We start from the raw sequence: 20,117 nt of genomic DNA, 5'->3' as shown, positions 1-20,117 counted from the left end.
GCCGCAGCGCGGCGCGAGTAAGCCTGTCAGGAGGTGAGGACGGAGATGCCGTCTCCGAGCAGTTTCAACCCGAGGACGAAGAACAGGACCGCCATCACGGCGACATTGTGCTGGGCTGCCCAGTCTTTCCAGCTGCCGAGCGTGGTGTGCGCCCGCTCTCCTCCAACGAGGAAGACTCCTAGTGGGGCCAGCAGGCCGAGGGTGGCGATCAGCACGAAGATTGCCAGCGAGGCGATCTGCTGCCCGACCGGCAGTCCGGCTGAGCCGATCGAGGCGCCCGCGGCGATGGTCAGCGGAGCGTTCTTGGCGTTGAGCGCGGCCAGGGCCAGTCCGAGCCCGAAGACCTTGACCGGCGTGAGGCGGTCGATCGCGCCCATCCACTTCGGCAGCTGGGCTTGCGAGGGATCCTTCGGGCGTCGGTGCCACTGCCGGGCGCCGAAGAGGACGAGGAACACGCCCAGAGCGAGTTTGAGGGCTCCCACCCAGGTGGCCGGGTGATGGTGGGCGGAGGCACCTGCCGGGGAAGCGATCGCCAGCATCACCGCGCCCAGTGCCGAGAGTCCCAGAACCCAGCCGACGGCGAACAGCTGTCCGTTGAGACGTCCCCGAGGCGTGGCGAGAATGAGGATGATGGCGATGATCGGCAGCGGGCTGATCGCAACGCCGGCCGCAAGACCCAGCACGTCACCGAGAACTCTGCCCATGGTTACCTCCAGGGGGTGGGCCCGGGCGGTGATCAGGTCGGGCCAGGAGGGGCGGGAGTGGGTGCTCCGATCGCCTGGGCGGGCGCCCGCGGGTCTGCCGTGTGCGTGCCCCGGGCCTTCGCCAGCCCCGGAAGCGCCCCTCTGAACAGCGAACTCCCCGGTGATCAGCACCCGCCCTGCAGCCGTCCGGACGTTCCTGACTGCTGAGCGCTTGCATCACTAAACCGCTCACGGTGCGGCCGGGACGGCGCCGGGGCGCAGCGGCGCACTGTTACGCGGCTGGCTTCTCGGCCACGCAGAAGCGGCTGCCCGGAAGCGTGACGACGCCGTTCTCCGGACATCCCATCTCATCTTCCTGCGTCTTTACGGATCTGTCCTCGGGAGCTCCTCAGAACGCGAGGCCCCGTCCTGTTGCCTGCCGGCCGCTCGCATTGCTGCCTTCCCGGAACTGGAGAAGCCAGCCGGCACCCGAGGCTGCTTTCCGCATCCCCAGGGCCGAAGATGCGTGGCCGCGCACGGGCAGTCAGGATGAAGACGTGAGGGCGACGGCGCCCCATATTCGGGTGCTTGGCGACCCTCGCACCGATCCGTGGCAGGAGAGTCATGCGATGACTGCGACGACAGGTGCAACTCCGGCGGCTCAGCCCGAACGCCCGGGCAAGTCGGATGGGGTCTGTAGCGAGTTCACCGTCTTTACCAAGATCAAGCCGGGCGAGGCCGATGCGCTGCGTGCGGATCTCGCCGCGCTCGCCAGCGGGTCGGATGATGTGAAGGGCCGTGCGGCGCTGCGCCAGATCGGCACCCTGCACGACGCACGACACGTGATCTTCGACAACGACACCCGGTTCATGTTCGCCAGCGTCTTCGACGGCTCCTGGGACACCTACATCGACGACTTCGCCAAGACGGTAATCGGGTCCCACTTCGACACAATCTTCTCGCACAGCGAAGGGTTCCCTGGCATCAGCGATCCAGGAGTGAAGGACTGGTTCGTCGCCCACCAGGCGCCCGCGAAGAGCTTCGTCAGCTCCTATCCCGACCTGACCGTTCAGCAGATCTGGAAGGACCACCGAGTGGACGAGGCGTTCGAGGAGGTGCTGGACACCCCTGAATTCCGGGCGGCGCTGGACAACCCGGCCAACGCCGAGTTGCTGGCCACGCCCGCCTTCCAGAAGCTGCTGGAGGAAGCCGCGGCCTAGAACCCGGACACACCACGCAGAGCCGACCCCACATCGGTGACCCGCGGCGGCGGGGTGCGGGCCGGCCGGCGTAGGGCTGCCCGGGCAGAGACCGATGTGGAGGCACAAGCGATCATGAACACGGCGGACAGCAGCAGCGCAGCGGGCGTGCGCGTCGAGATCGACGACGTCCAAAGCGGGGCCCTGCGTCCACGGCCCGTGCCGTACGAGGGAAAGTTTCTCTTTCTGCGGGTCGACGACCGTCACGCCGGGCGCGCCCTGCTGCGGCGGCTGCTCCCGTTGACTGCAGGTGGTCTGCCCAGCGTGGACCGGAGCCAGGATGCCTGGGTGGCGGTGGCATTCACCTACCAGGGGCTGAGGGCGCTGGGAGTGCCCCAGGAGTCGCTGGACAGCTTTCCGCGGGCGTTTCGTGAGGGCATGGCTGCACGCGCGGACCTGATCGGCGACGTGGGCGAGAGCGCCCCGGCCCACTGGGAGACACCGTTCGGAACGGGCGAGGTCCATATCGCCTTGAGCGCCCTCGCCTCCGAGGCTGCGCAGCTGGACAAAGCGCTGGAACAGGCCCGCGTCGCCTACCAGGACACGCCCGGTGTCCAGGTGATCTGGCAGCAGGACGTCCACCAGCTCCCGACCGGGCGCACCACCTTCGGCTTCCGCGACGGCATCAGCCAACCGAACATCGAGGGCGTCGGACTGCCCGGCTCCAACCCGCAGGAAGCCCCCATCAAGGCCGGCGAGTTCATCCTCGGCTACCCCGACGAGACCGGCAGCCCGCCGCCCATGCCCAGCCCCGATGTGCTGGGGCGCAACGGGACCTACGCGGCCGTGCGCAAGGTCCACACCAACGTGGCGGCCTGGCGCCGTTACCTGCGCGCGAACACCTCCAGCGCCGAGGAGGAGGCGCTCCTGGCGGCGAAGATGGTCGGGCGCTGGCCCAGCGGGGCGCCGCTGGCGCTGGCGCCGGAGCACGATGACCCGGAACTGGCGGCCGATCCGCACCGCGTCAACAACTTCCTGTACCGGGAGAACGACGACCGGGGGTTCCGGTGCCCTGCCGGTGCGCACATCCGGCGCATCAACCCCCGCGATTCCACCATCATCGGCGACGCGCGGATGCACCGGCTCATCCGCCGCGGCACCACCTACGGCCCGCCGCTGCCGGAGGGCGTGCTGGAGGACGACGGCGCCGACCGGGGCCTGGTCGGCGTCTTCCTCGGAGCCCACCTTGAACGGCAATTCGAGTTCATCAAGGCCGAGTGGGTCAACGACGGCAACTTCATCGGCCACCCCGGCGAGAAGGACCCGGTGGCCGGGCATCACGACGGAACCGGCAGCGCCACCATCCCGGAGAAACCGGTCCGGCGCCGCCTCCAGAATCTGCCCAGCTTCGTGGTCACCCGCGGCGGCGAGTACTGCTTCCTGCCGGGTTTGCGTGCCCTGCGCTGGATCGCGGAGCTGGAGGGCTGAGGGCGATTCTTGCCCCTGAGGCCCCACCACGGTTCTCGAAAAGAGGTCGAAGTCATGGCAGCACAGTTCGTCCGCTACACGCCTGACGTCGAAGACGATGACCCGCACTTCGACCAGCATCTGCAAACGGTGATCGAAAAGACCGAGAGCTACATCACCGAGTCAGTGAAGGCCGGTGGCACCGGACGGGCCCTCCGCGACGCCCACGCCAAGGGCTACGGGCTGGTCCGAGGGGAAGTGGAGATCCTGGACGGGCTTCCCCCCGAGTACGCCCAAGGCATCTACGCGACTCCGGGAACCCACGATGCGCTCATCCGCTTCTCCAACGGCTCGCCGCACGCCGGAGCCGACGCGCGACTGGGCGCCGCCACCGGGCTGGCACTGAAGATCTTCGACATCGACGGCCCGACCCTGCTGGAAGACGAACCGGACACCGGCACCTTCGACTACGCCAACATCAACGCACCGATCTTCTTCTGCAACACGGTCGAGCACTACCTGTTCATCCAGGAATTGTTCCTGGACGCCCCGTCCTACTTCTCTCACGGCCGACCCGGCGCGCATCGTTTCTTCACCGAGTTCGTGACCGGAAAGGGAACCCTCGACCAGGACAACTGGGCATGGGACGAGTTCCTGGCCTTCCTCAGCCTGTCCAAGATCCCCCCGGTCAACGTACTGCTGTCGAGCTACTGGACGATGGGCGCGGTCCGGCACGGGGACTACATCGCCAAGGTGCGCATCACCCCCGATCCGCACTTCGCCGCCGCGGTGGTCCGGCGCGACATCGACCCGACCTCCGCACCGGAGGTCTTCCGACCGGCCCTGCAAGCCGAACTGCAGGAGCGCCCCTACGCCTTCGACATCCAGGTCCAACTCTGCACCGACCTGGAACGCATGCCGGTGGAGGACACCACCGTGGAGTGGCCCGAGCAGCTCTCGCCGTCCGTCACCGTGGCCAGGCTGCGGCTGCCACAGCAGGACATCTCCGGCCCGGAAAACCTGGAGAAGATGGACGCACTGTCCTTCACCCCCTGGCGGGTCACCGCCGACCACGCGCCCCTGGGCAACATCATGCGGGTCCGCAAGGAGGTCTACCGGCACTCCTCCATCGAACGCCACAAGCTCAACCAACAGCCGCGCACAGAGCCGCGCAGCGCCGACGAGGTACTTGGCCCGGCTCGCCATGGCGACTACGCCGGGGGCGAGTAGGGGAGGGCGCTCCTCACGCCTGTACCTCCCCGCGACTCAGGCTCCTGGCAGACGCGGCCCGTGGCCTCAGGTTTTCCGGGTCGAACCACCTTCCACCCTGGGCCTCTTGTCATGCCAGAACCTGCTCATCGCGCGTGAGCCCGGCCGATTCCCGGATCTCTCTCAGCATGGCGCCGATGCCGTCTGGTGCCATCATGCCCATCCCCCAAGCGTCTGACAGTCCCGAGCCCATTCCTGGCCCCCAACGTGGCCCCCACGCGAAATCGCACTCCTCGCTGGCACCGGACCGGTCTGCCACAGGCGAGTTGACAGCCCCACCGAACAACTCGAAGTCCAGCTCGGCTTCCCCGCCGACCTGGTGCGTACCGCCGCGCCAGGGGTGCCCAGCCCCCTGCCGCCGTCCCGGCACAGGTCACCGGGAGTACGCGGCCAAGTGCCTGACCAGCCCGACCAGTGTGAGCACCCAGGCGGCGACGGAAGCCCAGAGCAGTACCTGACCCGGCGTCCGCAGCCAGCCCACGGCCGCGGCGTCAGCGACAGCGACGGACAGGGTGGCAACGGCCGTCGTGCCCATCGGGAAGACCGTCGCCCAGCGACCCATGTCGTAGTGCGGACGCAGCCAGCGCACCTCGGCGAAGACGAGTACGAGGTACCAGCACACGGACAGCGCGAGCATGACCAGCGTGAGCGTACGCAGCGCGTCGTGCAGAGTGGTGCCGCGCCAGGCGGGCACGGCCAGCAACTTCGCCCCGGCGAGCGCGGAGATCGCCAGCGTCCCGCCCGCCACCCACTGGTCGCCTGTGCCGGACCGCACCTGACCGAGGTCGAAGCGGAGGAAGGCGACCGCGTAGAGCGCCAGCCCGAGCACGAAGCCGCCCAGCGCCGGCCAGGCGAGCCACCCGGACGGCAGCGAGACGACCAGCGTTCCGCTCAGCACGGCCAGGCCCTGCGTCGCGACACACACCAGGAATACCGTTCCCGGCAAGCGCCGCCGCCAGTGCCGCACCACCGCCGTCAGCAGCACCGGCCAGATCAGCACCGCGACGACCAGCGCGGCGACGGCGACACCCGACCGCCCCTGTAGTGCGCACCAGGTCCCGAGGAGGGTCGTCGCGGCCACTGCGGTCAGCGCGGGCGGTGTGTCCGCCTCCTCCGCCCACCGGTCCCGGTCGCGCAGCAGCCGCCGCGCGAAGTCGACGGCGAGCGCGAGCCACGTGATGGCGGCGAGGACGAACAGGATCCATGAGAGCACTTCCCGTCCGACCAGGTGCAGCCCGATGGAGACGATCCCGGTCGCCATCACCGCTGTTCCTGCTCCCGGGGGCAGCTCCACCCACCAGCCGGCCAGCCCGCTCTCGGTCGGCGCACGATCACCCATCCCCCGACAGTGTGCGGCGGTGGGGGGAGCCGCAACTTCAACGCGGTGTCCGACGGGCGAACGGGCGTCAGTCCAGCGGATGTCACCGCGACGGCCGGCCTGCGCTCATGCCTTCGCCCCGCTCCAGCCTGGGCCGCCCCGTGCCGCACGAGCCGCGGCCCGCCGGGAGCTCGACACCGCCGACTCCATCAGCGATGTCGTCGTCTGGCGCCTGCGCTCAGGTGGCAGCGTGATGGCGTGTGCGGTGGCGCTGGGCCTTGGCCCGGTTGCCACACAGTGCCATCGAGCACCAGCGCCTTTCCCCCTTGCGTGAAGTGTCGACGAAATGCAGCACACAGGGCGGATTGGCGCACTTCCGTACGCGCCCCGGTGCCTCGGTCATCACACGGGCCAGGTCGCGTGCGCACATCCAGGCGGCATAGCGTGCCGGGTCCGCTACCTCTGGTGTTTCGACCGCCCCTTCGGCATCGAGGGACAGCCTGATGCGTCCACGATCGAGGATGCGGTTCAGGGCGGCCGTGTCTGAGGGATCCGCCACCGTAGCGGCGAGGGCGGACCGCGCCTCACGCAGGTGACGGCGGACGTCTGCCACAGCAGCCCCCGTGTCCAGGCCGTGCTTGTCCAGCCAGGCCAGGGTGAGTACGTCCTCCTCCAGTAGATCGTATTCATCCGTCCCCGCCAGCCACCGCGAATTGAGGACGTCGGCGGCCAGCGGCTCTTCCGTGAGAGGGCGTCCGGGCCACCCACGCGCCTCCAGCTGAGCCGTCAACGCGGTCTCGCTCTGCTGCATCACGATCACTACATCTCCTGGATAACCACTCAAGCTCACTTGACAGGTTAGCAGAGGCGTGCTCTCCTCGAATCGAGCTAACCAGTAAAAGTGTCCGAAGGGGTTACGATGTTGTTGAAGCGTCGACATGTTGCGCTTCTGGCGGGGCTTGCCTGCATGACCGCAGCCTTCGGCGTGAACTTTGCAGCCGGCGCCCTGTTCCCCTTCCTCGCGGCCGAGCACGGATGGAGCACGGCGGCCCTGGGCGCTGTCGCGGGCCTCAACACGGCGCTCACCGGGCTTCTGCAGCCACTCGTGGGCCGGGCGCTGGATGCGTGGGGCGCTCGCAGGGTCCTGCTCATCGGCATGTCTTTGCTGGTCGCGGCCCAGCTGCTGCTGTCAGTGACGTCGCAGCTGTGGCAGTTCGTGCTGGCCTACGGCGTTCTCGGCGCTGCGGGTTTCGCCGCCTCCAGCACGCCGCCCGTGTCCGCGCTGGTGAGCCGTTGGTTCCCCCGCCGGAAGGCGTCAGCTCTGACGGTCATCACCGCCGGTATCAACCTCGGACAGCTGCTCGTCGTACCGGCAGCGGCCTTCCTCGCCGGTGCGGAGGGCGTCCCGACGTCCTACACCTTCCTCGGAGCGGGCGCCGCCGTGCTGGTCATCCCTCTGCTGCTGGCAACACCCACAGAGCCCCCCGTCCCATCCGCTCCCTCCGCACCCGCGAAGGCGACCAGCGCGGCGGCACGGTCGGGCTCCCTGACGCTGACCATCACCTTCGGCCTGCACGCTCTCTCGCTGTACATGGTCATGCTGGCCCTGCCCCAGTACGCGATCGACCACGGCACAGCCCCGGCCGCCAGCGGAAACCTGGCAGCGCTCGCCGCCGCCGCAAGCCTCGCAGCCATGATCGCCACCGGCGCCCTGCTGCGCCGTGCAGCACCCCGCAGCCTGCTGTACGCACTTCATGCACTACGTACGCTCGCGCTGCTCCTGCTGGCCTTCGCGCCCGGCCCCGCCCTGGTTCTCGCCGGAACAGTCCTGTTCGGTCTCTCCAGCTTTGCGACCATCCCCCTCACGGTCGCAGCACTCACCGAGAAAACCCCTGCGAGCCGGCTGGGCCGGTCGATGGCGCGCGCATGGCTCGTCCATCAGACGGCCGCAGCCCTTGGTGTCGCCGCCGGCGGCGCCGTGCACGCCTGGACGGGCAGCTACACCCCGCTGCTCGCCGGTATCGCCGCGGCACCGCTTCTTGCCCTGGTGCTGTTGCTGCGCAGCCGCACGGCCGACTCCGACGCCGGCGCCGGCGCCGGCGCCACGACGCAGCCGGTCCCCACCCACACGTCCGACACCTCTGTGCCGGATCTCCCCACCAGCCTGACAACGAAAGGCATGTCATGACCACCCACCACAAGTTCGCCGACATCGAAGGCCAGACGGTCTTCTACCGCGAGGCCGGACCCGCCGATGCCCCCACCCTGGTTCTGCTCCACGGCTTCCCGACCAGCTCACACATGTTCCGCGAGCTGATCCCCGCCCTCGCCGACCGCTACCACGTCATCGCACCGGACCACATCGGCTTCGGACGCAGCTCCGCCCCCTCGGCCGACACGTACGACTACACCTTCGACAACCTCACCGCCGTCACACTCGCACTGCTCGACCATCTCGGGCTGCAGAACTTCGCCCTGTACATCCAGGACTACGGCGCACCCATCGGCCTCAAGATCGCCCAGGCCCGCCCCGACCGGGTGACCGCGATCATCACCCAGTCCGGCAACGCCTACACCGAAGGCTTCACGCCCTTCTGGGAGCCGCTGTTCGCCTACGCCACCGAGCCGGGCCCCGACACCGAGCCCGCCGTACGAGCCCTGCTGACCGCTGATGCCACGCACTGGCAGTACACCCACGGCGTCAAGGACACCACCCTGATCAGTCCCGACACCTGGACGCACGACCAGGCACTTCTCGACCGGCCCGGCAACGCCGAGATCCAGCTCGCACTCTTCCGCGACTACAAGAACAATCTCGACGCCTACCCCGCCTTCCAGGAGTACTTCCGCACCACCCAGGTGCCCCTGCTGGCCGTCTGGGGCCGCAACGACGAAATCTTCGGCCCTGACGGAGCCGAGGCCTACCGTCGCGATCTGCCCGACGCCGAGATCCACCTCCTGAACGCCGGCCACTTCGCCCTCGAAGACCAGCTCGACACCATCGCCGGCTACATCCGCGGCTTCCTCGGACGCGTCCTGAACTAACAAAACCGCCGCGCTGGGCAGGCCGGCACCCGCCGGCCTGCCCACCCCACACCGTCACCCACCATCGCCGCCCGACTGCGCGCCGCACACCGACACGTCAACTCACCACGCTGCAACCACCAAGGAGAGCGCATGCCTCAGCACTACGCACGCATCGCCTTCACCGACGAGGTCAAAGAAACACAGCAGGCGAACGGCAGCAGACGCGCCATGCAGCGCTTCGAGGAAGCCGACTTCGCCAACGACGCCCTGGGACCCGCCGAAGAACAATTCATCGCCGAACGCGACGGCTTCTACCTCGCCACCGCCAGCAGCAGCGGATGGCCCTACGTGCAGTACCGGGGCGGCCCCCCAGGATTCGTGCACGTCATCGACGAAACCACACTCGCCTGGGCCGAACTGCGAGGAAACCGGCAGTACATCAGCCACGGCAACCTCACCACGGACAAGCGGGCCTCTGTGTTCCTCATGGACTACGCCCGCCAGCAGCGCCTGAAAATCTTCGGCAGCATCCAACTCCTCGATCCGGACCATCACCCCGAACTCCGCGTCCGGACCATGCCCTCAACCCCACGCACCCAGCTCCAGCGACTCGCGCTGCTGCACGTCCACGCCTACGACTGGAACTGCCCACAGCACATCACCCCCCGGTACACGGCAGCCGAGCTTCAGGAGACCTTGCTCCCGGTGCGAGAAGAACTCCAACGCTTGAGAACCGAGAACGACAGACTGCGCTCGGAGTTGGCCCGCCGCCCCACCGAAGCAACATGACCCTCCTTCACCGCCTGCAAGCCGACCCCGGAGTCCCGGCTCAGACACCAGCCGCAAGGCAGCTGCGTGTCACGCTCCGGCCAAGGCCGGCGGCTCGGCTACCCGGTCGCCCGGGTTGCGGTTCGACTCCCCCGGGCCCGACCTGTGGTGCAATGGTTGAGTGAAGTTTGAGCATGACAACATGGTCGGGGTCCACCTGGCTGTGTGCCTGGTGAATCTCGAATCGAGTGGTTCCTGGGGGCCCGAGGCACTGGAACGGGCGCTGCAGGAGCATGCGATCCGCCGTTCGCGTGTCACCGGCTCGGCCGGTGAGGAGATCCGAGCGTGGTCGCGGCTTTTGCGGCCCGTTTTCGAGGCTTCCTCCCAGGACCAACGGTGCGAGAAGATCAACGCTCTGCTCGCGGACGGCGCCGGAAGCGTGTACCTCACCACGCACGACGACTTGCGGCCGCATCTGCACTTCGCACCGGACGCCCAGGACGTCCAGAGCCGTGTGAAAGCCGTGACCGCGGGAGCTCTGGCCATCTTCACCATGGAGGCCGAGGGGGAACGGCTGGGCGTCTGCGCGCTGGACTCCTGCCGGACCGCCTTCGTCGACACCAGCCGCAGCGGTCGCCGCGCCTACTGCTGCGCGCGCTGCGCCAACACCGATGCGGTCCGCCGCCACCGCATGAAGCGGCGCTAGGGCCCGTCTTCATACCGAGACCGGTGCGGCGTCATGCCGAGACCAGTGCCAGGACGAACGGGACGGCGGCGATGCCCAGGAGTGTCTGCGTCGCGGTGATGCCGGCCATCAGCGGTGCGTCGCCGCCGAGTTGTCTCGCCATGATGTACGAGGACGATGCCGTGGGCAGAGCCTGGAAGAGCACGGCGATGATCAGCGCGTGGGAGCCCAGGCCGGCCATCTGAGCCGCCAGGAGGGTCGCGGCGGGCATGAGGGCGAACTTGACGGACGACGACGTGAGGATCGGCGCCGCCCACGAGCGTGCCGCACCAAAGCGCAGCGCGGCGCCGATGCACAGCAGCCCCAGCGGCATCGAGGCGGCTCCGAGTGCCTGGAGCGCCGGCTCGATGCCCGGCGGCAGGCGCAGATCGAGTGCCTGAAGGAGGATGCCTCCCACACAGGCGAGGATGAGCGGGTTGGTCACGAGCTGTTTGACGATGCCCGTAAGGCGCAGGCGTGCGCTCCCGAACCGCGCGAAGACCAGCACGCACAAGACATTGACCGTGGGCACGATCACCGCGTTGCAGACGGCGGCGGTGGCGACTCCCTGGGTGCCGTACAGACCGGCAGCAATCGTCACGCCGATGTAGTTGTTGAACCTGATGCTGCCCTGGAAGACGGAGGTAAAGCCGTCGTCCTTCAGTCGCATCATGGGCCTGAAGGCGATGACCAGTACGGCGACTGCCACCGTGGAGGCGACCAGAGTGCCTGCCAGGGCCGCTACCGGCAGATCGTCGGTGTCGGCCGTCGCCAGGCTGTGCAGGAACAGAGCCGGGAGCAGCACGTGATAGCTCAGGCGCTCGGCTTCGGACCAGAATCGCTCGGTGGTGATCATCGAGCGCTTGAGCGCGTAGCCCAGCGCGATCAGCAGGACGACCGGAATCAGCGCCTTGATGGTCAGCGCGATCACGCCGGACTCCCGTCCAGCGTGGCGACGATGATGCGGCAGCCCTCTTCCAGGGTGGCGATGTCGGTGGCGAAGGAGATCCGCAGGTGGCCCGGCGCACCGAAGGCGCTGCCCGGGACGGTCGCGCATCCCGCTTCGAGGAGGGTGTCCGCTGCTGCGAGGTCGTCGCCGGTCGCAAGGCGCGGCAAGAGGTAGAACGCGCCGTCTGGTTCCAGCGTGTCCAGGTGCCGGCTCTGCCGCAGAATCGCCAGAGCCGCATCGCGCCGTCGGCGGTACGTTTCACCTCGTTCCGCCAGAATCCCCTGGTCCCCCTCCAGGGCGGCAACCGCGGCGATCTGGCTCACGGTCGCCGTCTGCGTGCAGTTCTGTGTCTGTACGGCGGTGATACGACGGACAAGTTCGGCCGGGCCGAATCCCCAGCCGACCCGCCAGCCGGTCATCGCGTACGCCTTGGAGACGCCGTCGACGAGCAGGATCCGCTCGCGCAGGTCGGGCGCGACCTGCGCGATGCTGAGGTACTCGCCTTCGCCGTAACGGATGTGGGCGTAGATCTCGTCCGAAAGGATCATCGCCGAGGGGTGCCGTCGCAGGACCTCGGCGAGACCGGCCAGGGCGTCATGGCTGTAGGTGGCGCCCGAGGGGTTTCCGGGAGCGTTGAGCACGACCCAGCGCGTGCATGCGGTCATGGCCGCTTCCAGGGCGTCGGGAGCGAGTCTGAACCCCGAGTCGGCCGAGCAGGGAACGATCACGGGCACGGCGCCGCACAGGCGAACCATGTCCGGGTAACTTGCCCAGTAGGGCGCCGGGATGATCACCTCGTCGCCCGGGGCGAGGGTGGCGAAGAGCGCGTTGAAGATGACCTGCTTGGCACCGCATCCCACGGCCACCTCGGCATCCGTGTACCTCAGGGAGCGGTCTCGTTCCACTGCGCGTCGTGCGGCACGGCGCAGTTCCGGTATCCCGTTGGCGGGGGCGTAGCCCAACGGGCGGGCAGCGGCCTCCTGGGCGGCGAGAACCGCGTGCGCAGGCGGGGCGAAGTCGGGCTCGCCGAGCGTGAGGTCGACGATACGACGGCCTTCCGCGCGATACTCGGCCGCGCGGCGGGCCATCTCCAGAATGGGTGAGCCGGAAGGCGTCACCGGGCAGCCAGTCACCGGTCAGCCCTCCCCATGACGAACGGAACCTCCGTAGAACCGGTGGCCGTTCTGTCTCGCTGGTGGGTGTGGGAAGAGTCAGTGCCCTGGGCACCGGGCGTCGAAGAGCGCATACCGCCAGGCTGATGTAACACCCCGAGGCATGACAACCATTACAGGGTTCCAGGGATCAGGCTCCGGCTCCGGACCGGCTCCTCCACAGGGATGACCGGACGCGGCCACGGATACGACCCAGGGGTGGTCGAGGAATGGCAGATGGATGGACGCCCTCCCTCCGCTCTCTGGCACACGATGGCAAGCGTCCGCCTCCCGTTCGCGGCCGGACCCTTCGTGGCCGCGGCGGATCAGGTTCTTCCTACCTGCCGACAGGAGCACCCTCCCGTGACCACCCACCACTCCGGCGTCGCCACCGCCCCCCGCGCCACCGCGGCGGCCGCCCGCGCCACGGACCTCTCCAAGGTCTACGGACAGGGCGAGACCCAGGTGGTCGCCCTGGACGCGGTCTCCGTCGAGTTCCACCAGGCCCAGTTCACCGCGATCATGGGCCCCTCCGGGTCCGGCAAGTCGACGCTGATGCACTGCATGGCCGGGCTGGACGCGATCTCCGGCGGCTCCGCCACCATCGGCGGCATCGAACTGACCGGCCTCAAGGACAAGAAGCTCACCCAACTCCGGCGCGACAAGATCGGCTTCATCTTCCAGGCGTTCAACCTGCTGCCGACGCTGATCGCCCTGGAGAACATCACGCTGCCGATGGACATCGCGGGCCGTAAGCCGGACCGCGCCTGGCTGGACCGCGTCGTGCAGACCGTCGGCCTGGCCGACCGCCTCAAGCACCGCCCCAGCCAGCTCTCCGGCGGCCAGCAGCAGCGCGTCGCGGTCGCCCGCGCGCTCGCCTCCCGGCCCGAGATCATCTTCGCCGACGAGCCCACCGGCAACCTCGACTCCCGCTCCGGCGCCGAGGTCCTCGGCTTCCTGCGCAACTCCGTACGCGAACTGGGCCAGACCGTGGTGATGGTGACCCACGACCCGGTCGCCGCCTCCTACGCGGACCGCGTGGTCTTCCTCGCCGACGGCCGGATCGTCGACGACATGCCCGGCCCGACCGCCGACACGGTGCTGGAGCGGATGCGGCACCTTTCCGGGGGTTCCGCCCGGCCCCCCGGCACCGGCGCCCACGGCCGTACGACCTGACCAGCAGCCGCCGCCCTCACTTCGGACCACTCCTCCAGGACTGAACCACCATGTTCCGTACCGCCTTGCGCAATGTGCTTGCGCACAAGGCCCGGCTGCTGATGACCGTGCTCGCCGTGATGCTCGGCGTGGCCTTCGTCTCCGGCACCCTGGTCTTCACCTCGACCCTCTCCGACGCCTACCGGGCCAGTTCCCAAAAGGGCTACGACAACGTCGACGTCGCCATCCTGGCGAAGTCCCCGGACAGCGGTAGCGGCGCGCCCGGCACGGCCCCCCGGCTGGACCGCAAGCTGCTCGATGAAACCGCCCAGGTGCCCGGCGCCGCCTCCGTCACCGGCACCGTCTCCGGCTTCACCGTCATCGCCGACAAGCAGGGCAAGCCGATCGGCGACGGGTCCCTCACCCTCGGCGGCAACTACTTCCCCGGCAAGGACGGCAGGGACGCCCGCTACCCGCTGCGCGACGGCACCGCCCCCCACGGCGCGCACGAGGTCGCGCTGGACGCCCGCACCGCGGACCAGTCCGGCTACAAGGTCGGCGACACCGTCCGGATCTCCGTCGACGGACCGGTCCGCGAGCAGAAGCTGACCGGCATCTTCACCACCGACGACGGCGCGGTCGCGGCCGGCGGCAGCCTCGCGCTGTTCGACACCCCGACCGCACAGAAGCTGTTCGCCGCGCCCGGCACGTTCAGCGAGATCGATGTCAAGGCCGCACCGGGCACCTCCCAGACGGCCCTGAAGACCGCGATCGACGCGATTCTGCCCAAGGGCAGCGCCGAAGCCATCACCGGCAAGGAACTCGCCGACAGCCAGGCCGAGATGACCACCAAGAGGATGGAGGTCATCGAGACCGGCCTGCTCGCCTTCGCTGGTATCTCCCTGTTCGTCGGCGTCTTCATCATCGCCAACACCTTCACCATGCTGGTCGCCCAGCGCACCAAGGAGCTGGCGCTGCTGCGCGCGGTCGGCGCCAGCCGCCGTCAGGTCACCCGCTCGGTGCTGATCGAGGCGTTCGTGGTCGGCGCGGTCGCCGCGGTCACGGGTCTGGCCGCCGGTATCGGCATCGGCGCCGGACTGCGCGCACTGATAAGCGCTACCGGCGGGACCGTCCCCGACGGGCCGCTGGTGGTCTCGCCGTCCACGATCCTGGTCTCCCTGCTGGTCGGCATCGTGGTCACCATGCTGGCCGCCTGGCTGCCGGGCCGCCGCGCCGCGAAGATCCCGCCGGTCGCCGCGATGAACAGCGTGCACGCCACCGCCACCACCAAGTCCCTGGTCGTCCGCAACACCATCGGGGCGCTCTTCGCGGGCGCCGGTGCCGCCGGTGTACTGGTCGCCACCGGCATGGAAGACGGCCAGGCCATGATGGGCGGCGGCACGCTCCTGCTGATGATCGGCGTGTTCGTCCTGACGCCGCTGCTGTCCCGCCCGCTGATCGCGCTGGCCACACCCCTACTGCGCGCCTTCGGTACCCCGGGCACCCTCGCCCGGCAGAACGCGGTCCGCAATCCGCGCCGCACGGCCACCACCGCGTCCGCGCTGATGGTCGGGCTGACCCTGATCACCGGCCTGACGGTGATCGCGAGCGGCGTGCAGAAGGGCCAGGACAAGCAGATCACCGGCGTGCTCAAGGCGGACTATGTCGTCTCCATGGCCACCCATACGCCGCTCTCGCCCGACGTGGCGAAGAAGCTCGGCAGCAACGACGAGGTCATAGCGTCCAGCGCCATGCGTGTCTCCCAGGCGCGGATCGGCACCGGGACCGAGGACCTGACCGGCGTCAACGGCAAGGACTTCGGCACGCTCACCCAGCTCGACTTCACCAAGGGCTCGCTCGGCGAGCTGCACGGCGACCGGGCCGTGGTGGACGAGTTCACCGCCCAGGAGAGGGGGTGGCAGCCCGGCTCCCGCATCCCGGTGACGTTCGAGGACGGCACAAAGGACACCCTGACCGTCTCGGGCGTCTACCAGGCCGATGACATGTTCAACGGCGTCATCCTGGACGACGCCACCCTGGCCCCGCACCAGAAGCAGACCACCGATCAGCGGGTACTGCTCAAGACCAGGGACGGTGCCACCGAGGCCACCAAGGACTCGCTGGTCACGGCGCTCGGCAAGAACCCGGCGATCACCATCGCCGACAAGCAGGACATCTCCGACAGTGAGTCGGAGAGGCTCACCCTGATGCTGAACATGCTCTACGGGCTGCTGGCCATGGCCGTGATCGTCGCGGTGCTCGGCGTCATCAACACCCTGGCGATGTCGGTCTTCGAACGGGCGCCGGAGATCGGCATGCTGCGCGCCATCGGCCTGGACCGGCGCGGCGTCAAGCGCATGGTGCGGCTGGAGTCACTGGTGATCTCGCTGTTCGGCGGAGTGCTCGGTATCGGCCTGGGCGTGTTCTTCGGCTGGGCGGCCGGTGAGCTGATCGCCGTCGACTTCAAGAACTACGAACTGGTCCTGCCCTGGGGCCGGATGGGCCTCTTCTTCGCCCTGGCCGCACTCGTCGGCGTCCTGGCCGCACTGTGGCCGGCCCGCCGCGCGGCCAAGCTGAACATGCTCGCCGCCATCAAGGCCGAATAGCGCGCCAGGGGCACCGGTGCCGCTCACCGGGCCTGTTTCCTGTTCCCCGCCCGCCTGCTCCCTCCCAGGGAGCAGGCGGGCGAGCCCGCACGCCAGGTAGGAGCGGCGGCGGGAGCCGTGCATCTCCTGGACGAGCGCGACGCCTGACGCTACGCCTCAAGAGAGCCCGGCATCGTAGGCAAGGATCGCGGCCTGGACGCGGTTGGTGCACTCAAGCTTGGCGAGAAGCCGGGTCATGTGGGTCTTCACCGTGGACTCGCTCATGTGCAGAGAGCCGCCGATCTCCGCGTTGGACATGCCCCCGCCGGCCAGTCGCAGTACCTCAACCTCGCGTTCGGTCAGGGCCGAGATGCGGCGGCGCGCCTCGGTGGCCCGCAACGTGCCGCGGGTGGAGAAGGCGGAGATCAGTCTGCGGGTCACCGAAGGGGCCAGCATGGCCTCCCCCTCGTGGACGGTCCGGACGGCGCGCGTGAGGTCGTGGGGCGGGATGTTCTTGAGCAGGAAGCCCATCGCTCCCGCTTCCAGGGCCGCGTGCACGTACTCATCGAGATCGAAGGTGGTGAGCACCACTACTTTGGGCGAGCAGGACAGCTTGGCGATCTCCACGGTCGCGGCCAGCCCGTCCATCACCGGCATCCGGATATCCATCAGCACCACATCGGGCCGGTGCACACGGGTCAGATGCACGGCCTCCACCCCGTTGCCCGCCTCGGCCACCATGCTGATGCCCGGATCAGCCTGCAGGATCATGCTCAAGCCGGACCGGACCAGGACCTCGTCGTCGGCCAGCAGGACGCGAATGCTCATGGTGCTTCTTCCCTCGTGGGTATCACGGCCGAGACCCGGAACCCGCCGTCCGGCCTCGGGCCCGCCTCGAAGGCTCCGCCCAGGACGGTGACGCGTTCACGGAGCCCGACCAGGCCGTGGCCACCACTGGGCAGACGCGCGGTCGACGGCGCGCCGGGCACTTCATTGTCCACGGTGAGGTGCAGCTCGCCGGGCACGGACCGCAGCCGGACGTGGGTGGCGGCTCCCCCCGCGTGCTTGTGCACATTGGTCAGCGCCTCTTGGACCAGCCGGTACGCGGTGCGCTCGGCCGTCGCGTCCAGCGGCCGGAAGGTGCCGGACGTGGTCAGTTCGACCCGCATGCCGGCCGCGCGCGACTCGTCGACCAGTCTGGACAGGTCGGTCAGGGTCGGCTGCGGCGCACGCGGCGCGGACTCCTCGCCTTCGTCGACCCGCAGCACGCCGAGTACCTGGCGCAACTCGTCCAGTGCCTGTCGGCCGATCTCGCCGATGAGCCGGACCTGGCCGGTGTGCTCGCCATCCGCCATGCCGACTTCCAGGGCGCCGGAGTGGATGATCATCAGGCTGACCCGATGGGCGACCACGTCATGCATCTCCCGCGCGATCCGCGCCCGCTCTTCCATACGGGTCTGCGACGCCAGCAAGTGCTGCTCACGTTCGAGCCGTTCGGACTTCTCCCGCAGGTTCAGCACCACCGTCCGTCGCGCCCCCACATACATGCCGGCCAGGACCGGCACGACCGTGAGAAACCCCACGTTCGGAAGGCGGAACACCAGGTCCACGACGGTGGGCTCACTCTGGCCGGCGAAGAGTGCCTGGGCGGCAGTGGCGAGGGTGGCAACGACGGACAACACCGCCAGGGTGCGCCGACTGCGGCCGTACTTCGCCAGGGAGTACAGGCCGACGGGAAGCGCCTGGACGCAGATGTCGGCAGGTATGAGCAGGATCACCGCGACACACAACCCCGCCGGCCAGCGCCGCCGCGCCACCACCGCCAGCCCGGTCAAAGTCGACAGCGCGAAGAAGGCCGGTCCGGAAAGCCCGAGCGGATAGTCCACCGGGACGTCAAAGAGGAGGATGGGGAGCAGGGCATAGCCCAGCACGCCCAGCGCGACCAGGATGTCGAAGACCATGCTCCGGCGGTTGTCCCACCGCAGCGGCCGCTCCGGAAGGAAGCCCGGGAGCCGTCGACTCCTCGGCGCCTTTGCGGGCGGGGGTGACGGCTCGGGAGGCGGTCCGGGAATGCGCGGCTCGGCCCGTGCGACATCGCGAAGTCGCATGGCGGCTCCATCCTTCATGGGTGTGAGGGGGGCGTCACCGGCAGTGGGACCGTGCACTGCCCCGTCCGCCTGGTCGCCCATAGGTGGTTCAGTTCTCAACCAATTGCTAGGCCGGTTGGACCAGCATGCAGCACTTCGGCTACCCATGCATCAATCGCTCCTCGCACCCGCCAGTACGAGGAGCGTGCCATCGACGCAGGCGCGCCGGATCAGCTTGTCCACCAGCCGGCCGCCCACAGGAGTGCGGCCACCGTGGCCACCGCCCACGGGACCGTCGAGCAGGAGAAGCCGGACTCAGCAGCCGCAGGAGCACCCGCCGCTGATCATCGCTTCCGCGATCACTTCTCGCCGGACAGCGGCGGGACGTCGGACTACAACCGGCCGACGGTAGTCACCGCCAGGACGGTCAAGGCGGCGCAGATGCTCAGATTGACCTTCTTGTGTTCCCAGAACACGGCGACGAACTCGCGGATGGTGGCGCTGGGCCAGAAGTACTTCGCTGTCGGCGAGCCGAGCACCTGACCGTTGACCCCGGTCTGGCGGGCGGTCATGGCGGCGCGGAAGGCGTGGAAGTTGTTGGTCACGACCACGCAACGGTAGTCCGTCTTGCCGGCCGTCATGATCTCGCGGCTGAAGTGAAGGTTCTCGTCGGTGGTGCGGGAGCGGCTCTCCTCTTGGATGTGCCCGGCCGGGGCGCCCTGCTGGATGAGCCAGCGCGACATCGCCGTGGCCTCGGGCAGCTTTTCGTCCGGGCCCTGGCCGCCGGAGGCGAGCAGGATCGGGGCCGGGCCGCCGCGCGCGACCTGCGCGTCGTGGATCTCCAGGCCCTTACGCAGCCGGGAAGCCAGCAGCGGCGGCATTCGCTCGCCGCCGATCAGACCGGAGCCCAGCATGACCACGAAGTCCACGTCGCCCCGGACTCTGATCCGCCCGTAGAGGAAGGCGTAAGTGAGGAAACAAAGGAAGAGGAAGGAGACGTAGAGGGAGAGGAGGAGCACAGCACGGGCGAAGGCGGCGTAGGCGGGCACCTCGTCGTTCACTGACCACAGTAGGAAGATCACGCCGAAGACCGATACGCCCAGCATGCCGGAGAGCAGGTTTGCCGGGCGGCACCCCTCCTTCTTGATCATGGTGAGCCCGTTGGCGATCAGGAAGCCGCCGAGCGGCACCACGCCGAGGGCGGGGAGCAGGGAGACCAGCGTGTAGACCATCCCGGCCAGGACCACGGGCAGGTGGTGGGCCTCGACGAGCAGGGCGATGGAAAGGCTGATCAGAGTCAGCCCGAAGAGGACCGCGTTGCGGAAACGCCGACGGTCCTGCCGCACACTGATACAGAAAAGAACGAGGAAGACAGCGGTCGGGACGAAGGAGAGCATCGGTGTCTTTCTGTTCAGCTGTTTCGGCTCGGCCCGTGGACGAGTCCGTGGTGGTGGGTGGTGGGGATCTGGGAAGCCCGTGCCGGCGAATCGGCGGTCACCGTGCCCGAATCACCGCGCACTTGGGGGCACAGTGCCGATCCTGCACTCCGCGCCATGCGAAACCATCACACCTGCGTACCCTTCGGTGTCCTCCTCGAGTCGTACACGGATCTCCACCGAACCCCGACCGGTCCAGGATGTGGCGGCGGCGGTTTCCATGGCTGCGGCCGGCAGCGCCGACTCCGCCCCGGTAGAGGGGACTTGCCAGAGCCTGTCAGCCCAGAGGGCGATCGTGC

Annotated in this window: 17 protein-coding genes; 9 read left to right on the top strand and 8 right to left on the bottom strand. The window is 68.8% G+C overall.

Annotation, left to right across the window (positions count from 1 at the left end):
* Positions 1-26 precede the first annotated feature (26 nt).
* The gene (locus QT196_RS18655) at positions 27-704 is read right to left on the bottom strand and encodes a GAP family protein (protein ID WP_168480193.1); all 678 of its coding nucleotides are present in this window, start codon (positions 702-704) and stop codon (positions 27-29) included.
* A 608-nt stretch (positions 705-1,312) separates the two neighbouring features.
* On the opposite strand from QT196_RS18655, the gene QT196_RS18650 reads away from it, so the two are divergent.
* From QT196_RS18650 to QT196_RS18640, 3 genes are all read left to right on the top strand, one after another.
* The gene (locus tag QT196_RS18650) at positions 1,313-1,903 is read left to right on the top strand and encodes a hypothetical protein (protein ID WP_248001202.1); all 591 of its coding nucleotides are present in this window, start codon (positions 1,313-1,315) and stop codon (positions 1,901-1,903) included.
* A 114-nt stretch (positions 1,904-2,017) separates the two neighbouring features.
* Entirely contained in the window at positions 2,018-3,370 is a 1,353-nt protein-coding gene (locus QT196_RS18645; protein WP_290355273.1) for a Dyp-type peroxidase, read from the top strand.
* Positions 3,371-3,424: 54 nt separating this feature from the next.
* Entirely contained in the window at positions 3,425-4,579 is a 1,155-nt protein-coding gene (locus QT196_RS18640; RefSeq protein WP_168480190.1) for a catalase family protein, read from the top strand.
* Positions 4,580-4,991: 412 nt separating this feature from the next.
* Here QT196_RS18640 and QT196_RS18635 read toward each other — a convergent pair whose 3' ends face one another.
* Together QT196_RS18635 and QT196_RS18630 are read right to left on the bottom strand one after the other, a co-directional pair.
* Positions 4,992-5,957, bottom strand: coding sequence for a tellurite resistance/C4-dicarboxylate transporter family protein (locus QT196_RS18635; protein ID WP_168480189.1), 966 nt, complete (start codon positions 5,955-5,957; stop codon positions 4,992-4,994).
* Positions 5,958-6,174: 217 nt separating this feature from the next.
* The gene (locus QT196_RS18630; protein WP_168483825.1) at positions 6,175-6,747 is read right to left on the bottom strand and encodes a CGNR zinc finger domain-containing protein; all 573 of its coding nucleotides are present in this window, start codon (positions 6,745-6,747) and stop codon (positions 6,175-6,177) included.
* 108 nt (positions 6,748-6,855) lie between these two features.
* Here QT196_RS18630 and QT196_RS18625 point away from each other — a divergent pair, with 108 nt between their 5' ends.
* The 4 genes from QT196_RS18625 to QT196_RS18610 all read left to right on the top strand — a co-directional run bounded on the left by QT196_RS18625 (position 6,856) and on the right by QT196_RS18610 (position 10,437).
* A complete protein-coding gene (locus QT196_RS18625) occupies positions 6,856-8,124 on the top strand; it encodes an MFS transporter (protein WP_290355272.1) in 1,269 nt (422 codons plus the stop codon).
* Positions 8,121-8,981, top strand: coding sequence for an alpha/beta hydrolase (locus QT196_RS18620; protein ID WP_168480187.1), 861 nt, complete (start codon positions 8,121-8,123; stop codon positions 8,979-8,981). Before QT196_RS18625 ends, QT196_RS18620 begins: the two co-directional genes overlap by 4 nt.
* A 132-nt stretch (positions 8,982-9,113) precedes the next feature.
* Positions 9,114-9,752, top strand: coding sequence for a pyridoxamine 5'-phosphate oxidase family protein (locus QT196_RS18615; RefSeq protein WP_168480186.1), 639 nt, complete (start codon positions 9,114-9,116; stop codon positions 9,750-9,752).
* 160 nt (positions 9,753-9,912) lie between these two features.
* Positions 9,913-10,437 carry a CGNR zinc finger domain-containing protein gene (locus QT196_RS18610; RefSeq protein WP_168480185.1) on the top strand — a complete coding sequence of 175 codons (525 nt, stop codon included), beginning with the start codon at positions 9,913-9,915 and terminating at the stop codon, positions 10,435-10,437.
* A gap of 31 nt (positions 10,438-10,468) precedes the next feature.
* On the opposite strand, the gene QT196_RS18605 is transcribed toward QT196_RS18610, so the two are convergent.
* Both QT196_RS18605 and QT196_RS18600 read right to left on the bottom strand, forming a co-directional pair.
* On the bottom strand, positions 10,469-11,386 hold the full coding sequence (locus QT196_RS18605; protein ID WP_168480184.1) for an AEC family transporter: 918 nt from the start codon (positions 11,384-11,386) through the stop codon (positions 10,469-10,471).
* Positions 11,383-12,492, bottom strand: coding sequence for a pyridoxal phosphate-dependent aminotransferase (locus tag QT196_RS18600; RefSeq protein WP_290355271.1), 1,110 nt, complete (start codon positions 12,490-12,492; stop codon positions 11,383-11,385). Before QT196_RS18600 ends, QT196_RS18605 begins: the two co-directional genes overlap by 4 nt.
* Positions 12,493-12,918: 426 nt before the next feature.
* Here QT196_RS18600 and QT196_RS18595 point away from each other — a divergent pair, with 426 nt between their 5' ends.
* Both QT196_RS18595 and QT196_RS18590 read left to right on the top strand, forming a co-directional pair.
* Positions 12,919-13,731, top strand: coding sequence for an ABC transporter ATP-binding protein (locus QT196_RS18595; protein ID WP_290355270.1), 813 nt, complete (start codon positions 12,919-12,921; stop codon positions 13,729-13,731).
* Between the two features lie 50 nt (positions 13,732-13,781).
* Positions 13,782-16,316, top strand: a complete 2,535-nt coding sequence (locus tag QT196_RS18590) for an ABC transporter permease (protein WP_168480181.1) — start codon at positions 13,782-13,784, stop codon at positions 16,314-16,316.
* Between the two features lie 156 nt (positions 16,317-16,472).
* On the opposite strand, the gene QT196_RS18585 is transcribed toward QT196_RS18590, so the two are convergent.
* The 3 genes from QT196_RS18585 to QT196_RS18575 all read right to left on the bottom strand — a co-directional run bounded on the left by QT196_RS18585 (position 16,473) and on the right by QT196_RS18575 (position 19,779).
* Positions 16,473-17,123 carry a response regulator transcription factor gene (locus QT196_RS18585; protein ID WP_168480180.1) on the bottom strand — a complete coding sequence of 217 codons (651 nt, stop codon included), beginning with the start codon at positions 17,121-17,123 and terminating at the stop codon, positions 16,473-16,475.
* Positions 17,120-18,256, bottom strand: coding sequence for a histidine kinase (locus QT196_RS18580; protein WP_266737250.1), 1,137 nt, complete (start codon positions 18,254-18,256; stop codon positions 17,120-17,122). Before QT196_RS18580 ends, QT196_RS18585 begins: the two co-directional genes overlap by 4 nt.
* 518 nt (positions 18,257-18,774) lie before the next feature.
* Positions 18,775-19,779: a YdcF family protein gene (locus QT196_RS18575; protein ID WP_266737248.1), complete on the bottom strand. Its 1,005-nt coding sequence runs from the start codon at positions 19,777-19,779 to the stop codon at positions 18,775-18,777.
* Positions 19,780-20,117 lie beyond the last annotated feature (338 nt).

It is taken from the genome of Streptomyces sp. P9-2B-2, from assembly GCF_030406865.1.
In the GTDB taxonomy this organism is placed as follows: Bacteria; Actinomycetota; Actinomycetes; order Streptomycetales; family Streptomycetaceae; genus Streptomyces; species Streptomyces platensis.
The sequence above is the reverse complement of the archived record's forward strand: the minus strand, read 5'-3'. Positions and strand labels throughout refer to the sequence as shown.